Source organism: Brevundimonas sp. P2_A6 (assembly GCF_056404975.1).
This window is the reverse complement of the sequence record NZ_JBFUCZ010000001.1, coordinates 63349-79610: the sequence shown is the minus strand read 5'-3', so window position 1 is coordinate 79610 and position 16262 is coordinate 63349. Positions and strand designations below refer to the sequence as shown.

Here is a 16262-nt window from a genome sequence, read left to right as displayed (position 1 = left end):
CAAGGCGCGTTCGAGGCCTCGATTTCGCCGCCGGCCGTTGAAGCGAAACGCGAATTCGCCGCGAATGCGGACAGTTCGAGTTCTGGGACCGAACATGCGCCCCGTCTCCTCCCGGTTTGCGCCTTCGCAAATGGGGAGGGGGACCGCGAAGCGGTGGAGGGGTCGAGGAGGAGCGAAGCGCGCCACGACGAGGTGACGCGCACCTCGCCTCCCGCCTGGTCACGCCCCCTCCCCCATGCCACCCTCGCCTTGTGGCCCTGATACCCAACGAACGCACCGACTGGACGGCCGAAGAGAACGACCTGATCGTCGCCGACTATTTCGCCATGCTCGGCGCGGAACTATCCGGTGAAGACTATGTGAAGGCCCACCACGCCCGCACGCTTGATCAGCACATCGGGCGCGGCCACAAGTCTATCGAGTTCAAACACATGAACGTCTCGGCCGCCTTGGCCGAACTCGGCCTGCCGCAAATTCGCGGCTACCGCCCAATGGCCAACTACCAGCGCGCCCTCTTCCCCGCGCTGGAGCGCTATCTCGACGCCCATCCGAACGCGTGGACGCTCGGCCAAACTCTTCCCCCAGACGCTGGCCTGGGTTCGCCTAAAGGTGAGCGAACAGCGAACCCCAGCCACGGCTTCGCCGACGCGGGCACCCCCTATGTCGGACCACAGATCCAAGCCCCGGCCAATCTCAGCGAGGTCATTCCCACCGATCTGCCGCCCTCGGCCACACCGCGAAAACCCCGCCCGGACGGCCTCGTTCGCCTCGTTCGCAAATACGATCCCGCCACCCGGGACAACGCCAATCGCGCGCTCGGGCGATTGGGCGAGCAGCACGTTCTGAATCACGAGATCGCGCGTCTGGTCGCCGCCGATCGTATGGATCTCGCCAAGAAGGTCGAATGGACCGCCGATGTTCACGGTGACGGGGCCGGATACGACATTCGCAGCTTCGAGCCCGACGGCTCCGACCGGCTGATCGAGGTCAAGGCCACGCGCGGCGGCCCGACCACGGACTTCTTCCTGACCCGCACGGAGCGCGAGGTGTCGGAGGAAAGGCCTGACGCTTGGCGCCTCTACCGCCTTCACACCCTGCCCGTTACACCCCGCCTCTTCGTCCTGCCCCCGCCGCTGGAATCCTCGGTCAGGCTCGAGGCCGAGAACTGGCGGGCCGCGTTCTGATCGGAAGAGGCTCGAACCGGATAAGGTAGTGCTTCTCGGCAAACCACGCGACGAAAGCTGCAGGCCCTTCGCCGTCCCGCCAATATCGAGACAGTTCGGCATCGTCCAAGCCCGCATCGGCGGTGTCGATACACCAGTCCCGCTTCATCAGCCGGTCGACAGTCTGTATCCAGCGCGTCTTGTTCACGAACCTTCTTTCTCGTTCACGGACAAGGGCATCGACTTGGAAGCGACGTCATTTAGGCTTCGGCCCTGTCATGGGCTCGCAGTTGATCTTCAATTCGATCAACCAGCACTTCAGCTGACGACTCTTCCAGCACCTCGGGTGCGCCCGGGCTTCTCTTGAGAAGAGCTACCGCCTTTTCGTAAGCAGCCTCTAGCTGCGGGTTTGATGGCGGACCCACGATAAAATGAGGCCGGAAAAGTTCGTCCGAATCGGAGAGCGCAAGCATGTGACCCGCCCATCGGGCGGCCTTTTCTCGAATGTTGTCGCTTGAAGATAGGTCGAACGAAAGCGGCTGATAGCAGTGCCAAGCGCCGTTCTTCCACGCGTGATCAAACTCTACCTGATCTACCGACGAGCGGATGACTTTCGGCTGCAGGCGGTCAGCAATATTTCGCTCTAGAAGGAGATCACGAACCGGGCGCCAAACGTCCGCGTCCACCCGCGAGGTCTTAGCCTTCCCGTCATATTGAGCGACAAAACGACTGTAGAGCTTGTCAAGGGTCCGGCGGGGATCGTCTGTGATTCCCGACCCAACAGGACTCCAAACGAAACTCGAGTCGTCCGGGGGAAGCGCTTTCTTCGCAAAACCGGAGGCGTCATTCAGTGACGACAGCATGTCGCCGCCTTCTCTGACGCCCAGCTTCGATACTCGTCTGGATATCGACTGAAGGCCGCTCTTGAAGCTGTCTGTATCCAGCGACGGAAACATCTTTGTTAGGCGCGGCCCCAAGGTCGACCGGACCTTTGCTTCCAAAAATCCAGCCGAGCCTTGGTGCAACAAAACGCCAACGTTCGCGAACTCACCAGATAACGGATCGTGCCGGTAGCGAAGGAGAACGTATGTGTACGGCCGTCGGTCAGTCATGCGAGCACCCGACCAATCTCCACTAGACATTCGTCTATCCTATCACGAACAGCCCGAATGTGAGCGATGGCCGCCGTAACGCTTTCTCCCGCCTCCGCCCATTGCTGAGGCAAGCAAGCTTCATAGTCGGCTAGATCGCCATCAGACAGCGCCGACCACGCAGTACCGACTGCGGGGAGGTCAAATGCAGTCCCGCGCAAGCGAGCCGCAAAAACGTGGCGGTCTGGGTCCATCATCCTAGCTAGGTAACCTACTTTCCAAGGTTCGGCTCGGGGGAACAGCACCCGAACAAAAAGCGCGAGTTCGTGATCAATGAGCCGAAACTCATCTCCCTTGACGAGAAGATTTGGATTGCTCGGCTTTCGGTCAGGATTCTCGGTGAACGCATCAAACGCAAAAACTCCTAATGCCGTCTGACGACGAGCGTTCGTGAGAACGTCATCATCGGACCACTGCCTCCACCCAACGCCAGCGGCTTGAGAACCGAACGCAATTGGGTTGCTCGCCAAAAGAACTTCTCTCACGGCTACGTCATGAACGGACGCAATCCAATCCTGCGACATCTCAACCAGAATCGGCTGACAGATTGGCAATCCAACTCGACCCGCGATGCAGGCGGAAATCACCTCATGAGCAAGACCAGAAACGCTCAACTCTGGGCGGCCTGAGGGCTTGAGAAAGACCTCAATTTCATCGCCGTCGGCCGTTTCTACCGCGACCCTCAGCGGCCGGTTCCGGCCAGCTTCTGCATCGCGATCATAACGAACGGCCGTCGCGAGCTTGATCATACAACAAGGCTATTCCAAAGGTTGCAGCGCGCGCAACTTCCTCAATCGTCATCCATCTTCAGCGCGGCGATGAACGCCTCCTGCGGAATCTCGACCTTGCCGAACTGGCGCATCCGCTTCTTGCCGGCCTTCTGCTTCTCCAGCAGCTTCTTCTTCCGCGTCGCGTCGCCGCCGTAGCACTTGCTCGTCACGTCCTTGCGTAGCGCGCGGACGGTCTCGCGGGCGATGATCTTGCCGCCGATGGCGGCCTGGATCGGGATGACGAACATGTGGGGCGGGATCAGCTCCTTCATCTTCTCGACCATGCCCCGGCCGCGCGTCTCGGCCCGGCCGCGGTGGACCAGCATGGACAGGGCATCGACGGGCTCGGCGTTGACCAAGATCGACATCTTGACCAGGTCGCCGACCTTGTAGTCGGTCAGCTCGTAATCGAAGCTGGCATAGCCCTTACTGATCGACTTCAGCCGGTCGTAGAAGTCGAAGACCACCTCGTTCAGCGGCAGCTCATAGACCACCAGGGCCCGCGACCCGACGTAGGACAGCTCGATCTGCGATCCGCGCCGGTCCTGGCACAGCTTGATGACCCCACCCAGGTATTCGTCGGGCGTCAGGATGGTCGCCTTGATCCAGGGTTCGCTGATCGTCTCGATCTGCATCACGTCGGGCAGGTCGGCGGGGTTGTGCAGGTCGATCTCGGTCCCGTCGCGTAGCCCGATCTTGTAGACCACCGAGGGCGCCGTCGCGATCAGGTCCAGGTTGAACTCGCGGCTGAGGCGCTCCTGGATGATCTCCAGATGCAGCAGACCCAGGAAGCCGCAGCGGAAGCCGAAGCCCAGCGCGGCGCTGGATTCCATCTCATAGGTGAAGGAGGCGTCGTTCAGGCGCAGCTTGCCGATGGCGGCGCGCAGGTCCTCGAAATCGGCGGCGTCGACCGGGAACAGGCCGCAGAAGACCACCGACTGCACGGCCTTGAACCCTTTCAGCGGTTCGGCGGTGGGGCGTTTCTCGTCGGTGATGGTGTCGCCCACGGCGGCGTTGGCGACCTCCTTGATCTGGGCGGTAATGAAGCCGACCTCGCCCGGGCCGAGCTGATCGACGGGCGTGTTCTTGGGCAGGAAGACGCCGACGCGGTCGACCAGGTGGGTCGAGCCGGCCTGCATCATCTTGACCCTCTGCCCGGCCTTCAGCACGCCGTCGAAGACCCGCACCAGAAGGACGACGCCCAGATAGGGGTCGTACCAGGCGTCGACCAGCATCGCCTTCAGCGGGGCGTCGGGATCGCCCTTGGGCGCCGGCAGGCGGGTGACGATGGCCTCCAGCACCTCCTCGATGCCGATGCCGGACTTGGCGCTGGCCAGGACGGCGTCGCTGGCGTCGATGCCGATGACGTCCTCGATCTGCTGGCGCACCCGGTCGGGCTCCGCCGCGGGCAGGTCGATCTTGTTCAGGACCGGCACGATCTCGTGGTTGTTGTCGATGGCCTGGTAGACGTTGGCCAGGGTCTGGGCCTCGACGCCCTGACTGGCGTCCACCACCAGCAGCGACCCCTCGCACGCCGCCAGCGACCGGCTGACTTCGTAGGCGAAGTCCACATGCCCCGGCGTGTCCATCAGATTCAGCACATAGTCGCGCCCGTCCCTGGCCGTGTAGTTCAGACGCACCGTCTGCGCCTTGATCGTGATCCCCCGCTCCTTCTCGATATCCATCGAATCCAAAACCTGAGCGCTCATCTCTCGCGCGGTCAGGCCTCCGGTGAATTGAATCAGCCGGTCGGAAAGGGTCGATTTGCCGTGGTCGATGTGGGCGACTACGGAGAAATTTCGGATTCGGTCGATGGGGGGCGTCGTCATGGTGCGGCGCGGTTAGCATGGCCGGGGCGCTCACGCCAACGCGACCGATCCACCACAGGGTTGTCACGAAGATGGCGGATTACATTGGCGTAATGCAGTCGCGCCGCGTTTGAGCACGCGCGGCGAACGCGGTATGAGGCCCCGCGTCGCCGAAGCTCTGCCTGGCGGCCTTCAAAGACCCCGGCGTGCGCTTGCGCCCACTCTATCGACAGGACCTCCCGTGGCCCCCACGACGCCGACGCGCCCTCGTCTCGCTGCCCTGACCGTCGCGGCCATCGCGACGCTGGGCCTGTCCGTCGCGGCCTGCGGTGGCGGCGACAAGGAAAAGGCACCGACGGTCCAGCGCCAGTCGGTGACCGCCGCGACGGTCACCGCGACCAACCTGCCTCGCGTGGTCAATGCGTCGGGCAGCGTCTCTGCCTGGGAAGAGGTCCCTGTCGGGGCCGAGACCGGGGGCCTGGTGGCCACGGGCGTCTTCGTCGATGAGGGCACCTATGTCCGACAGGGTCAGACCCTGGTCCAGCTGAACGACGCCGTCCTGCGGGCCCAGTTGCGCCAGCAGCAGGCCCAGGTCCAGACGGCGGAGGCGAATCTGGCGCGCGACGACGCGGCCCTGGCCCGGTCGCAGGAGCTGAAGGAGCGCGGCTTCCTGAGCCAGGCCTCGCTCGACACCGCCCAGGCGAACCAGCGATCGTCGGCGGCGGGTGTGGCCCAGGCACGGGCGGCGCTCAGCCAGACGCAGACCCAGCTCAACCAGGCGACCGTGCGCGCGCCTGTCTCGGGCCTCGTTATCCGCCGCAGCGTCACGCGCGGCCAGATCGTTCAGGCGGGCTCCGAACTGTTCCGCATCGTGCGCGACGGCCGCCTGGAGCTGGATGCCCAGGTGCCCGAGACCGACCTGCCGCTGGTCCGCGCCGGCATGCCCGCCGTGGTCGTCTCCGATCAGGGCGGAGAAACCAGCGGGCGGGTGCGGATCGTGACCTCCGAAGTGGATCCCGAGACCCGCCTGGGGATCGCGCGGGTCGCTCTGACGGCCGGCTCCGGCCTGCGGCCCGGGATGTTCGCGCGCGCCAGGATCGATGCAGGCGAGGCGCCCGTGCTGACCGTGCCGTCCGACGCCGTGGTGTTCCGCGAAGGCCGCGCCGGCGTCTATGTCATCGACGCCAACTCCACCGTGAAGTTCGTGCCCGTCCAGACGGGCGAGCGATCCGGAAACCTGGTCGCGGTGACCTCGGGGCTCTCCGCCGGTCAGCGGACGGTGGTCCAGGGCGCCGGCTTTCTGGGCGAAGGCGACGCGGTGACCGTAACCACCGCCAGCGCCGCGGTCGGCACCCCCGCCAGAGCAGCCCCGGCGGCCGGAGCCGCGCGATGAATTTCGCCAACATCTCGTCCTGGTCGATCCGGAATCCCATTCCGATCGTCCTGATGTTCGTGATCCTGACGCTGGCGGGGGTCGGCAGCTACTTCAATCTGCGGACCAACAACTTTCCCGATGTCGACCTGCCCGTGGTGGCGGTCACGGTCGTTCAAGCCGGGGCGGCACCGACCGAGATGGAGACCCAGATCACCCGTCTGGTGGAGGATTCTCTCGCCGGCCTGGGGCAGGTCAAGCACATCACCTCCACCGTCAACGACAGCGTCTCGACGACATCGGTCGAGTTCCAGCTGGGCGTGAACCTGGAAAAGGCGACCAACGACGTCCGCAACGCCGTCACCGGCATCCGCCAGAACCTGCCCGCCGATGTCCAGGAACCCATCGTCCAGCGGATCGAGTTCACCGGCCAGCCTATCGCCAACTTCGTCGTCCGTGCCCCGGGAATGAGCCCCGAGGAGCTCAGCTGGTTCGTTGACAACACCGTGGCCAAGCGTCTGCTGACCGTGAAGGGCGTCAGCCAGATCCAGCGCGACGGCGGCGTCGATCGCGAGATCCGCATCAAGCTGGATCCGGCGCGGCTCGAGGCCCAGGGCATCACGGCCGCGGCGGTGTCGAACCAGTTGCGCGGCTCCAACATCAACCTGCCCGGCGGCCGGGGCGAGATCGGCGGCGAGGAACAGGCCATTCGCACGGTCGGTTCGGCCTCGTCGGTCGAGGCCCTGGCCCAGACCCTGATCCCGATCGGCACGCGCACCGTGCGGCTGGGCGACCTGGGTCAGGTGGTCGATGAATGGTCCGAGCCGCGCGGTCGCGCCCGGTTCGATGGTCAGGAAGTCGTCGGCTTCGGCGTCGTTCGGTCGATCGGCTCCAGCGAGGTCGATGTCTACGAACAGTCGAAGGCGGCCATCGCCGCGCTGGACGCCGAACGCGCCGATGTCACCATCGCCGAGGTCGCCAACACGACCTCGGACGTCATCAACAACTTCCATGCCTCGGTCGAGGCCCTGCTGCTGGGCGCGGGCCTGGCCGTGCTGGTGGTCTTCATCTTCCTGCGGGACTGGCGGGCCACGCTGATCACGGCCGTCGCCATGCCCCTGTCGTTGATCCCGACCTTCTGGGTCATGGACCTGACCAACCAGTCGCTGAACGTGGTCACCCTGCTGGCGCTGTCGCTGACCGTGGGCATCCTTGTCGATGACGCCATCGTCGAGATCGAGAACATCGTCCGGCACATCCGACAGGGCAAGCCCCCCTATCCCGCCGCGATCGAGGCCGCCGACGAGATCGGCCTGGCGGTGCTGGCCACCACCGCGACCCTGGTCGCCGTGTTCGCTCCGACCGGCTTCATGCCCGGCATCGTGGGTCAGTTCTTCAAGAGCTTCGCTATCGCGACCTGCGTCAGCGTGCTGTTCTCGCTGCTGGTCGCGCGGACCCTGACGCCCCTGATGGGGGCCTATCTGCTGAAGGCCGACCAGGGCAAGGAACACGCCGACCCCTTCTGGATGGCTCCCTATCAAAAGGCCCTGGCGTGGGCTCTGGGGTCATCGACCCGGCCGCGTACGGCGGGCACGCGGCGGAACATCGGCCAGCGGATCGGCGGTCGGTTGCTGGATCACCGCCTGTGGGTGGTCGGCATGGGCACCGTCTTCTTTTTCTTCTCGATCTTCCTGGCCACCAAGATTCCCGGCGAGTTCATTCCGGTCGAGGATGTGTCGCGCTCCAGCGTGACGGTCGAAATGGCGCCGGGCACGACGCTGGAACAGACCGATGCCGCGGTCCAGCGCATCACCCGGGAGTTGCAGAAGCGACCCGAGGTGCAGTCGATCTACTCCTCCGTTGGGTCCGCGACGACGAGCTTCGGCGGTGGCGGGAACTCGAGCGCCGGCGAGGTGCGTCGCGCCAGCCTGACCGTCAATCTGGTGCCCAAGGCGGATCGCAGCATCAGCCAGCAGAAGCTCGAGGCCGAGATGGGCCCGATCCTGCGCCAGACGCCGGGTGCCCGGATCCAGTTCGGCGGCGGCGGAGGCGGGGGCGGCAGCCTTCTGACCATCGCCCTGGTCGGCGACGACGGCGCGACGCTGGAGGCCGCGGCGGCGAATGTGGCGCGAGAGATGCGCGGCATCGACGGCCTGTCCAACGTCGTGTCATCGGCGGCCCTGGTCCGGCCCGAAATCCTGATCACGCCCAAGGCCGATGTGGCGGCGTTGACGGGCGTATCCACCCAGGACATCAGCCAGGCCGCGCGCGTTGCGACCCTGGGCGACGCCGATCAGTTGCTGCCCAAGTTCAACCTGGGCGACCGCCAGATCCCGATCCGCGTCATGCTGACCGAGGATTCGCGAGAATCGATGGGCGTGATCGAGAACCTGAAGGTGCCCACGGCATCGGGCGGGTCCGTGCCCCTGTCGGCCGTGGCCGACATCAGCTTCGGCGCGGGTCCCAACCAGATCGACCGCTACGACCGCCGGCGCGTGGCCAACATCACCGCCGAAATGCCCGGCACCACGCTTGGCGCAGCGACCACGGCCGTGAACGCCCTGCCCTCCATCAAGACCCTTCCGGACGGCGTCATGCAGGCGGCCTCGGGGGATGTGGAAAGCTTCCAGGAGCTGGGCGTCGGCTTCGCCTTCGCCATCGTGACCGGCATCCTGCTGATGTATGCGGTTCTGGTCCTGCTGTTCAAAAGCTTCCTGCACCCCATCACCATTCTGGCGGCCTTGCCGGTCTCCTTCGGCGGGGCCTTCATCGCCTTGCTGCTGACGGGCAAGTCGCTGTCGATGCCCGCTCTGATCGGCATCATCATGCTGACCGGGATCGCGGCCAAGAACTCCATCCTGCTGGTCGACTACGCCATCATCGCCATGCACGAGGGCATGAATCGCTACGACGCACTGATGGATTCGGCGCACAAGCGCGCGCGACCGATCATCATGACGACCCTGGCCATGGGGCTGGGCATGCTGCCCATCGCCCTGGCGCTGGGCGAAGGCACCGGCTTCCGCTCACCGATGGCCGTCGCGGTCATCGGCGGGCTCATCACCTCGACCGCCCTGAGCCTGCTGTTCGTGCCGGTCATCTTCAGCCTGATCGACGGGCTCAAGGTGCGGATCGAACGTCGCCTGAGCCGCATGTTCGCCGGTCAGAGGGGCGACGAGGACCTGGCCGTCGGTCCCGCCCATCCGCGTATCGACCCCGAAGTGGCGGAATAGGGCTCGACGGTCGGTCGAACGTCTGGGCGGCGGAGCCGCGACCTCGACCGGCACGGACGGCCCTGTGCGCTCACGTTCGGATCAACGGCGGAATCGCGCCGTCGTCTGACCTGCGACCGTTCCTGACGCCCCGGTGCCATAGGGTGATGCCGGGTCTTTGACCTCCGTCGCGCGCAACGGGCTCAACCCCACGCGGCGGCGTCCAACTGCACGGTCTGCACGGTCCGAGATATTTTTTCGGCGACCGTCGGCAGCACCGACTGCACGGTCTGCACGGTCGCCTGCGATTTTTTCCGCTCCCCGTGCAGGGCATCCGGCAAAGAAAAGGCCGGTCGGGGACATCCCCGACCGGCCTGGTCACCTCGGCCTGACGGCCGAAGATCAGTACTTGATGCGCAGGGTCGCGCCGTAGGTGCGCGGGGCACCCAGGAAGGCGTCGATGGTCTGGGTGTCGCGGGCCGGATCGTAGAAGGTCCCGGCGTACGGGCCGCTGGCCGTCGGCGTCGACTGGAAGCCGCTGCCTTGCAGGAAGCCATTGTAGGCGACCTGGACGTATTCTTCGTCCGTCAGGTTCTGCGCCCAGACTTCCAGCGCCCAACGCTCGTCTTCCGAGCCCAGGGTGATGCGGCCGTTCAGGGTGCCGAAGCCGTCCTGGGCCTTGAAGGGCAGCAGGTCGGACCCGGTGTTGTAGTCGGTCATGTATTTGCCCGACAGGCTGAAGCCCGCCTGCAGGCCATAGCCGATCGAACGGTTGAAGTTGATCGAGGCGACGTACGACCATTCCGGCGCGAACGACGGACGGTTGCCCGGCAGCAGTGACAGGCCGGGGAAGTTGCCCGGATTGGTCAGTTGCGAGGCGGTGAACGCACCGAACTCCGCGTCGGTGTAGGTCACGCCGCCACCCAGGGTCAGGCCTTCCAGAGGGGTGAACCACAGGAAGTCGGCGTCCACGCCGCGCGAGGTCAGCTCGGGGATCGATTCCACCACGAAGGCGGTGCCGAGGAAGGTGTTGAGCTGGAAGTTCTCGAACGTCTGATCGAAGTAGGTCGCGTTCAGCAGCATGGAGCGGTTGAACAGGGTCGTCTTCACGCCCAGCTCATAGCTATCGACGTCTTCCGAGGGGAAGAACAGCGACGAGGCCGGGTTGATCGGCAGCGGAACGGCCGTGGTCGCGACCTGCACCCGGTCCTGGTTGTAGCCGAAGCTCTTGTAGCCGCGAGCATACGACGCATAGACCAAGATCGACTCGTTCAGGCGATAAGCGGCCTTGACCGTGCCCGACAGAGTGCCGTCGTTGACGCTCTCGTTGATGCCGCGGTTGGCATAGAACGGGTTGGTCCAGGGCAGACAGAAGCGCGCCAAGAACGCCCCGCCGTTCGCCGTTCCCAGCGCGCCGACGATGGCACCTTGGTTCGCCAGTGCCGCGGCGCAGGTGAACTGGTTGTTGCCGACGTTGTTCTGCGACCCGATCAGGCGCTTCTCGTCATAGGTGTAACGCAGGCCCAGCGTCAGCTCGAAAGCATCGGTGACCTTGTAGGTGTTGTTGGTGAACAGGGCGATCGAGTCCGAACGCTGCAGGTAGCGATCGCGGAGCGACTGGCCGGCGGCGAAGGTCGGACCGGTACCGAACAGCGCGCCGCCGGTGCCGAGGCAGGTCTGGAGGCCGACCGTCGTCTGTCCTGCTGTCGTGAAGCAGGGGATGATCGACGGGCTGACCGGGATCGCACCGGCCGTCGCCGCATTCAGGGCTGCCGACAGCTGGAACGACAGGACCGGCGCGTAATCGGCGCCTTCATAGAAGCTGTCGCGGCGGTTGACGTTCTCGCGCGTAGCGAAGAAGCCGACCAGCCAGTCCAGCTTGTCCGTGGCGCCGGCCAGGCGGAACTCCTGGGTGATGTTGCGGACCGATGCCGCGAAGTCGCCGTCCGGCAGGCGGTAAGCGATGTCGGCGCCCGTGAAGTCGGCGTCCTGACCGTTTTTGGTCGACCAGTTGCGCCACGAGCTGATCGAGGTCAGCGTCGCATTCCATGCGTTGATGTCGATGTTGGCTTCCGCCGACACGCCCATGTCCTCGATCTCCTGATCGGTGACGCGGTTGGCGAAAGCGGTGCGGGAGAATGGCAGGGCACCGAAACCGGCGGCCGGCGGGCGCTGGCCCGTGCCGTTCGACAGGCCATCGACGAAGGGATAGGTCGGACCTGTGCGAACCTGAACGCCGACGCAGCAGAACTCGTCGCGGCGGGTGTAGTCGGCGATCAGGCGAACCGATGCACCGTCGTTCGGCAGGACCAGCAGCTGGCCGCGAACGGTGAAGAAGTCCTGCGTCCCGTCTTCCGTCAGGGTGCGCGGGCCGTCGCCCAGATCGACGTCATAGAAGCCTTCGCGCTCGCGGTGGGCGGCATAAAGGCGATAGGCGACCTGATCGCTGATCGGGCCGGTCACCGAGCCGGCGACGCCCCAGGCCCCGTAGTTGCCCAGCGTCAGCTCGGCGGAACCGCCCGGCGTGAACGAGGGAGCCTCGGTCAGAATGTTGATGACGCCGGCCGAGGTGTTCTTGCCGAACAGGGTCCCTTGCGGTCCCTTCAGCACTTCGATGCGGCTCAGTTCGCCCAGGTCGCCGAAGCCGACGCCGTTGCGCGAGCGATAGACGCCGTCGATCACGACGCCGACCGAGCTTTCCAGGCCGGGGTTGTCACCCACGGTGCCGACGCCGCGGATACGGGCGGTGGTCGAGGCTTCCGACGTGGTCGAGGTGACCGTCAGGCCGGGAGTCAGGATCTGCAGGTCCTTGATGTCGTGGACGCCAGCATCCTGCAGCACTTCCTGCGACAGGCTGGTGACCACGATCGGCACGTCCTGGAGGCTCTGCTCGCGCTTCTGGGCGGTGACGACGATGTCGTCTACCGACGAAGCCTGGTCCTGGGCCGAGGCGACGCCGGCCCAGCCGAAAGCGGCGGTGCCGACCACGGCCGCCGACGCGGTGCAGCGGAGGAAGTTCGTAAGACGCATGGATGGCTCCCGGCTCATGTGCCGGACACCCCCATGGGGGCGCGTCGCGGCGTTTCCTGATTCCCAGACCGCGCCCTTCTTGCGAGGCGTCGGATTCTCGAACTCGTGCGTTAGTCCAAGCCGTGTCCAGCGACAAGCGAGCGCACGCAATCACGACATGTTTCAGCCGCGTGATGGCTGTGTGTGTGACGCAAAAGCGACAGATAACGATGACCCTAGGTCAATATTCGCGCGTCGGGGTCAGTATTCGTTAAGGGGTGCGCCTTCGAATGCCGTCGACGTCTGGCCGATATCCCCAGGATCGCAGCAGCGGTCGCTGCCGAAAGCGTCGAGCCCAGGATGACGCCCAGCTTCACCTCGACCTGTTCGGGCGCGTCGATGGCTCCTGGAAATGCCAGGATCCCGATGAACAGGCTCATGGTGAACCCGACCCCACACAACAGGCTGACGCCGTAGATTTGCAACCAGGTCGACTGGGCGGGTTTCTTGCCGAGTTTCAGACGCGTCGTCAGCCAGGTCGCTCCGAAGACGCCGATCTGCTTTCCGAGGAAGAGCCCGGCCGCCACGGCCAGAACCAGCGGGGCGAACAGCTGATCGAGGGAAAGCCCCGCGAACGACACGCCGGCCTTGGCGAAGGCAAACAGCGGCAGGATCAGATAGGCGACGTAGGGGTGCAGGTCGTGCATGGCCTCTTTCAACGGGCTTTGACCATCGTCGACGCGAGGCGTGACCGGCACGATGGCGGCGAAGGCCACGGCCGACAGCGAAGTGCTGAGGCCGGCCTGGACGCTGAGCCACCACACCGCCACAAAGCCCATGACCCAGAAGGGTGCCGCGATACAGCGCCGGGCCATGACAGCGCCTGTCGCCAACAGGCCTGCCGCCCAGGCGAGCGGCACCCAGTCGATCCCCTTGCTGAACAGGACGGCGATCAGTCCGATGGCTCCGAGATCGTCGACGATGGCGAGCGTCAGCAGAAACACGCGCAAGGAGGACGGAAGGCCGCGCCCCGCGATGGCGAACACACCCAGCGCGAAGGCGATGTCGGTGGCCAGCGGCACAGGCCATCCGCTGGCCGGACCCCCCGTCAGCCGCGCGACCAGAAGATAGACCCCCGCCGGCGCGATCATGCCGCCCAACGCTGCCAGTACCGGCGTCGCCAGCTTCCTGGGATCGCTGAGTTCGCCGCGCAGGATTTCGTATTTGATCTCCAGGCCGACCACGAGGAAGAAGACCGCCATCAGGCCTTCCTTGATCCATTCGGACACGGTCAGTTCCAGCCGCAGCGGCCCGGCCTGAAACACGTGCTCGCTCTTCAACCAGGCGAAATAGGCGTCCGAAAGAGCAGAGTTGGCGACCACCAACGCCGCCAGCGCGGCCAGTCCCAACACCGCCCCGGACGCAGCCTCTGTCTTCAGGAAGTCGAGCGTGAATTTGCGCGCCACGGCGGCCTCCGATCGAGGGGTTGTTTTCCGCGGTGCCCGGTTATCGACGGACGCCAGACCGGGTTCGCCGCCTGATGCAGCGCCAGCCTGGTCGAGGACTCACCTCGACCTGATCGCTGGCTTCACAATACCCATCGGAGCCGATGGTTCAACGAAAAGCGGACCGGACACGGTTGCGGACGGACTGCGCAAACGGCATCTGGCATCGATGCCCGTCAGCCCGCTCTATCGTCCCGAACCGCGCTTCTTCGATCTGGGGTCGGAGTTCGGCGATGCGGTCCAGCCCGCCGATTTTCCAAAGGCGATCCTGCGTCATCGCAACGATCGGGCCGCCGCGACCGTGGGGCTGGACAGCCTGACGGACGACGAATGGATCGCTCACTTCGGGCGTTTCCAAGCGCTGCCCGGACAGCCCGGTCCGGTCGCGATGCGCTATCACGGGCATCAGTTCCGCCACTACAATCCCGACCTTGGCGACGGCCGGGGCTTTCTGGCGGCGCAAATGCGCGAAGCGTCTGGAACCCAGGCAGAAGGGCTCCGCGAGCCGGGCGCGACTGCCCTTCCCGCGCGGCTGCTGGATCTCGGCACCAAAGGGTCTGGAACCACCCCCTGGTCGCGTGCGGGCGATGGCCGACTGACGCTGAAAGGTGGCGTGCGCGAGGTGCTGGCCGCCGCCATGCTGGGAAGCCAGGGCGTGCCGACCAGCCGGGCGCTCAGTCTGATCGAGACGGGCGAGCCGTTGCAACGCGGCGACGAACCCTCGCCGACCCGTTCGGCCGTCCTGGTCCGGCTGCAGCATAGCCACATTCGCTTCGGCACCTTCCAGCGCGCCGCCTATTTCGAACGGGTCGATATGATCGAGACCCTGGCCGAGCACGTCCGCACCCTCTACCACCCTTCGGTGGCCCAAGGCGACGCGGCTGGCCTTCTCGCCGCGATCGTCGCAGCGTCTGCTCGGCTGACGGCGCGCTGGATCGCGGCGGGGTTCGTCCACGGCGTGCTGAACACCGACAATCTGAACGTCACGGGCGAAAGCTTCGATTACGGACCCTGGCGGTTTCTGCCCTTCTACGATCCCGGTTTCACGGCGGCCTACTTCGACAGCACAGGCCTTTATGCCTTCGCGCGTCAGCCCGAGGCCGTGTTCTGGAACCTGACCCAGCTCGCGGGAACGCTGAAGCCGGTGGCCGACGCGGCACGCCTGACCGAAGCGCTGAACGGGTTTGGCCCGGTCTATATCCGCGAACTGCGCGCCGCCTTCCTGGAGCGCCTGGGTGTCAAAAGCCTGGGCGAAGCGGCCGATCAGCGCCTGCTGGACACGACCCTGGCTTTACTCCGAAAGAAGGGCCAGGACATTCGCTGGGAGCCGCTGTTCCATGACTGGTTCGCAGGATTCTCGTCTTCGGTACGTGCCCTGTCCGGCCCGCGAGCGAAGGCATGGCAGGGCGAGGCCTTCGATGCCTTCCGCTTCGCCCTGTTCGAGCACGAACCCGACCGACCCGAGCGGCTGGAACATCCCGCGTTTTCCGCGCCCGACCCGGAGGAGATGCTGATCGACGAGGTCGAGGCCATCTGGGCCGCGATCGACTCGGCGGATGACTGGTCGCCCCTGCACCACAAGCTGTCGCGACTGGAGGCGACGCGCACAGCTCGCGTCTGATCCTTACGAAAGTTTCATATCGTTTATCAACAAGGTTCTTGATTGATAAACGATGAGGCCATATCGACTATCGACATGGCCGCAGGAACGCGGCGGGGAGGATTTCGAAATGAGATTGATCGGTCGCCGCTCAGTGGCCAGCGTGATGCGCTGGGTTCTGGGGTTTGTGAACGTCTTCGTGGCCATCGGGGCGGTTCTGGTAGGGCTGGCCTTTGTCGCCTCCGTGTTCGTGCCGGATTTTGCCGCCGGGCTGATGGACGGCTTGACCGGCGCGGATCGAGACCCGTCGCGCGCCATCATGATTTCGGAGCGCGTCACCTATGCCGCCGCCTTCATCGCATCGGCCAGCACCTGGTGGATCATCAACCGCCTGCGTCGCATCTTCCTGGCGGTGAACCAGGGTGACGCGTTCGAACCTGCCAATGTCGGTCGACTTCGGGGTGTCGGGCTCGGCCTGATCGGCGTGCAGATCGCCTCGGCCATCATCGTCCTCAATGGACCGGCGGCCGAGGGCGTGACCCAGCGGAACTACGACGCCGACCTGGGTGCCTGGCTCGGCATTCTGATCGTCTTCATGCTGGCCGAAGTCTTCCGTCAGGGAGCGACCATGCGCGACGACCAGCAGATGACGGTCTGAGGGGCGCGCAGATC

At 65.3% G+C, this 16262-nt stretch carries 10 protein-coding genes; 5 read left to right on the top strand and 5 right to left on the bottom strand.

Annotated elements, in window-relative coordinates; all coding sequences use genetic code 11:
* The first annotated feature begins 251 nt into the window (after window positions 1-251).
* Complete coding sequence (locus tag AC1DW4_RS00425; RefSeq protein WP_477015262.1) at window positions 252-1184, top strand: protein NO VEIN domain-containing protein; 933 nt, start codon at window positions 252-254, stop codon at window positions 1182-1184.
* Window positions 1185-1423: 239 nt separating this feature from the next.
* Here AC1DW4_RS00425 and AC1DW4_RS00420 read toward each other — a convergent pair whose 3' ends face one another.
* Genes AC1DW4_RS00420 through lepA form a run of 3 tightly spaced genes read right to left on the bottom strand, consistent with a single transcriptional unit; the run spans window position 1424 to window position 4913 of the window.
* On the bottom strand, window positions 1424-2275 hold the full coding sequence (locus AC1DW4_RS00420) for a DUF3037 domain-containing protein (RefSeq protein WP_477015261.1): 852 nt from the start codon (window positions 2273-2275) through the stop codon (window positions 1424-1426).
* Window positions 2272-3063 (bottom strand): HipA family kinase, encoded by a 792-nt coding sequence (locus tag AC1DW4_RS00415; RefSeq protein WP_477015260.1) that lies wholly within the window; start codon window positions 3061-3063, stop codon window positions 2272-2274. The genes AC1DW4_RS00420 and AC1DW4_RS00415 overlap by 4 nt, the downstream gene beginning before the upstream one ends.
* A 41-nt stretch (window positions 3064-3104) precedes the next feature.
* Window positions 3105-4913 (bottom strand): translation elongation factor 4, encoded by a 1809-nt coding sequence (lepA, locus tag AC1DW4_RS00410; RefSeq protein ID WP_477015259.1) that lies wholly within the window; start codon window positions 4911-4913, stop codon window positions 3105-3107.
* 220 nt (window positions 4914-5133) lie between these two features.
* Between lepA and AC1DW4_RS00405 the strand changes: the two genes are divergently transcribed.
* Window positions 5134-6285 (top strand): efflux RND transporter periplasmic adaptor subunit, encoded by a 1152-nt coding sequence (locus AC1DW4_RS00405; RefSeq protein WP_477015258.1) that lies wholly within the window; start codon window positions 5134-5136, stop codon window positions 6283-6285.
* Complete coding sequence (locus AC1DW4_RS00400; RefSeq protein WP_477015257.1) at window positions 6282-9497, top strand: efflux RND transporter permease subunit; 3216 nt, start codon at window positions 6282-6284, stop codon at window positions 9495-9497. Before AC1DW4_RS00405 ends, AC1DW4_RS00400 begins: the two co-directional genes overlap by 4 nt.
* A gap of 381 nt (window positions 9498-9878) precedes the next feature.
* On the opposite strand, the gene AC1DW4_RS00395 is transcribed toward AC1DW4_RS00400, so the two are convergent.
* Together AC1DW4_RS00395 and nhaA are read right to left on the bottom strand one after the other, a co-directional pair.
* Window positions 9879-12506 (bottom strand): TonB-dependent receptor, encoded by a 2628-nt coding sequence (locus AC1DW4_RS00395; protein WP_477015256.1) that lies wholly within the window; start codon window positions 12504-12506, stop codon window positions 9879-9881.
* A 215-nt stretch (window positions 12507-12721) separates the two neighbouring features.
* Window positions 12722-13951: a Na+/H+ antiporter NhaA gene (gene nhaA / locus AC1DW4_RS00390; RefSeq protein ID WP_477015255.1), complete on the bottom strand. Its 1230-nt coding sequence runs from the start codon at window positions 13949-13951 to the stop codon at window positions 12722-12724.
* 208 nt (window positions 13952-14159) lie between these two features.
* On the opposite strand from nhaA, the gene AC1DW4_RS00385 reads away from it, so the two are divergent.
* Together AC1DW4_RS00385 and AC1DW4_RS00380 are read left to right on the top strand one after the other, a co-directional pair.
* Entirely contained in the window at window positions 14160-15611 is a 1452-nt protein-coding gene (locus tag AC1DW4_RS00385; protein ID WP_477015254.1) for a protein adenylyltransferase SelO, read from the top strand.
* Between the two features lie 109 nt (window positions 15612-15720).
* Window positions 15721-16248: a DUF2975 domain-containing protein gene (locus AC1DW4_RS00380; RefSeq protein WP_477015253.1), complete on the top strand. Its 528-nt coding sequence runs from the start codon at window positions 15721-15723 to the stop codon at window positions 16246-16248.
* Window positions 16249-16262 lie beyond the last annotated feature (14 nt).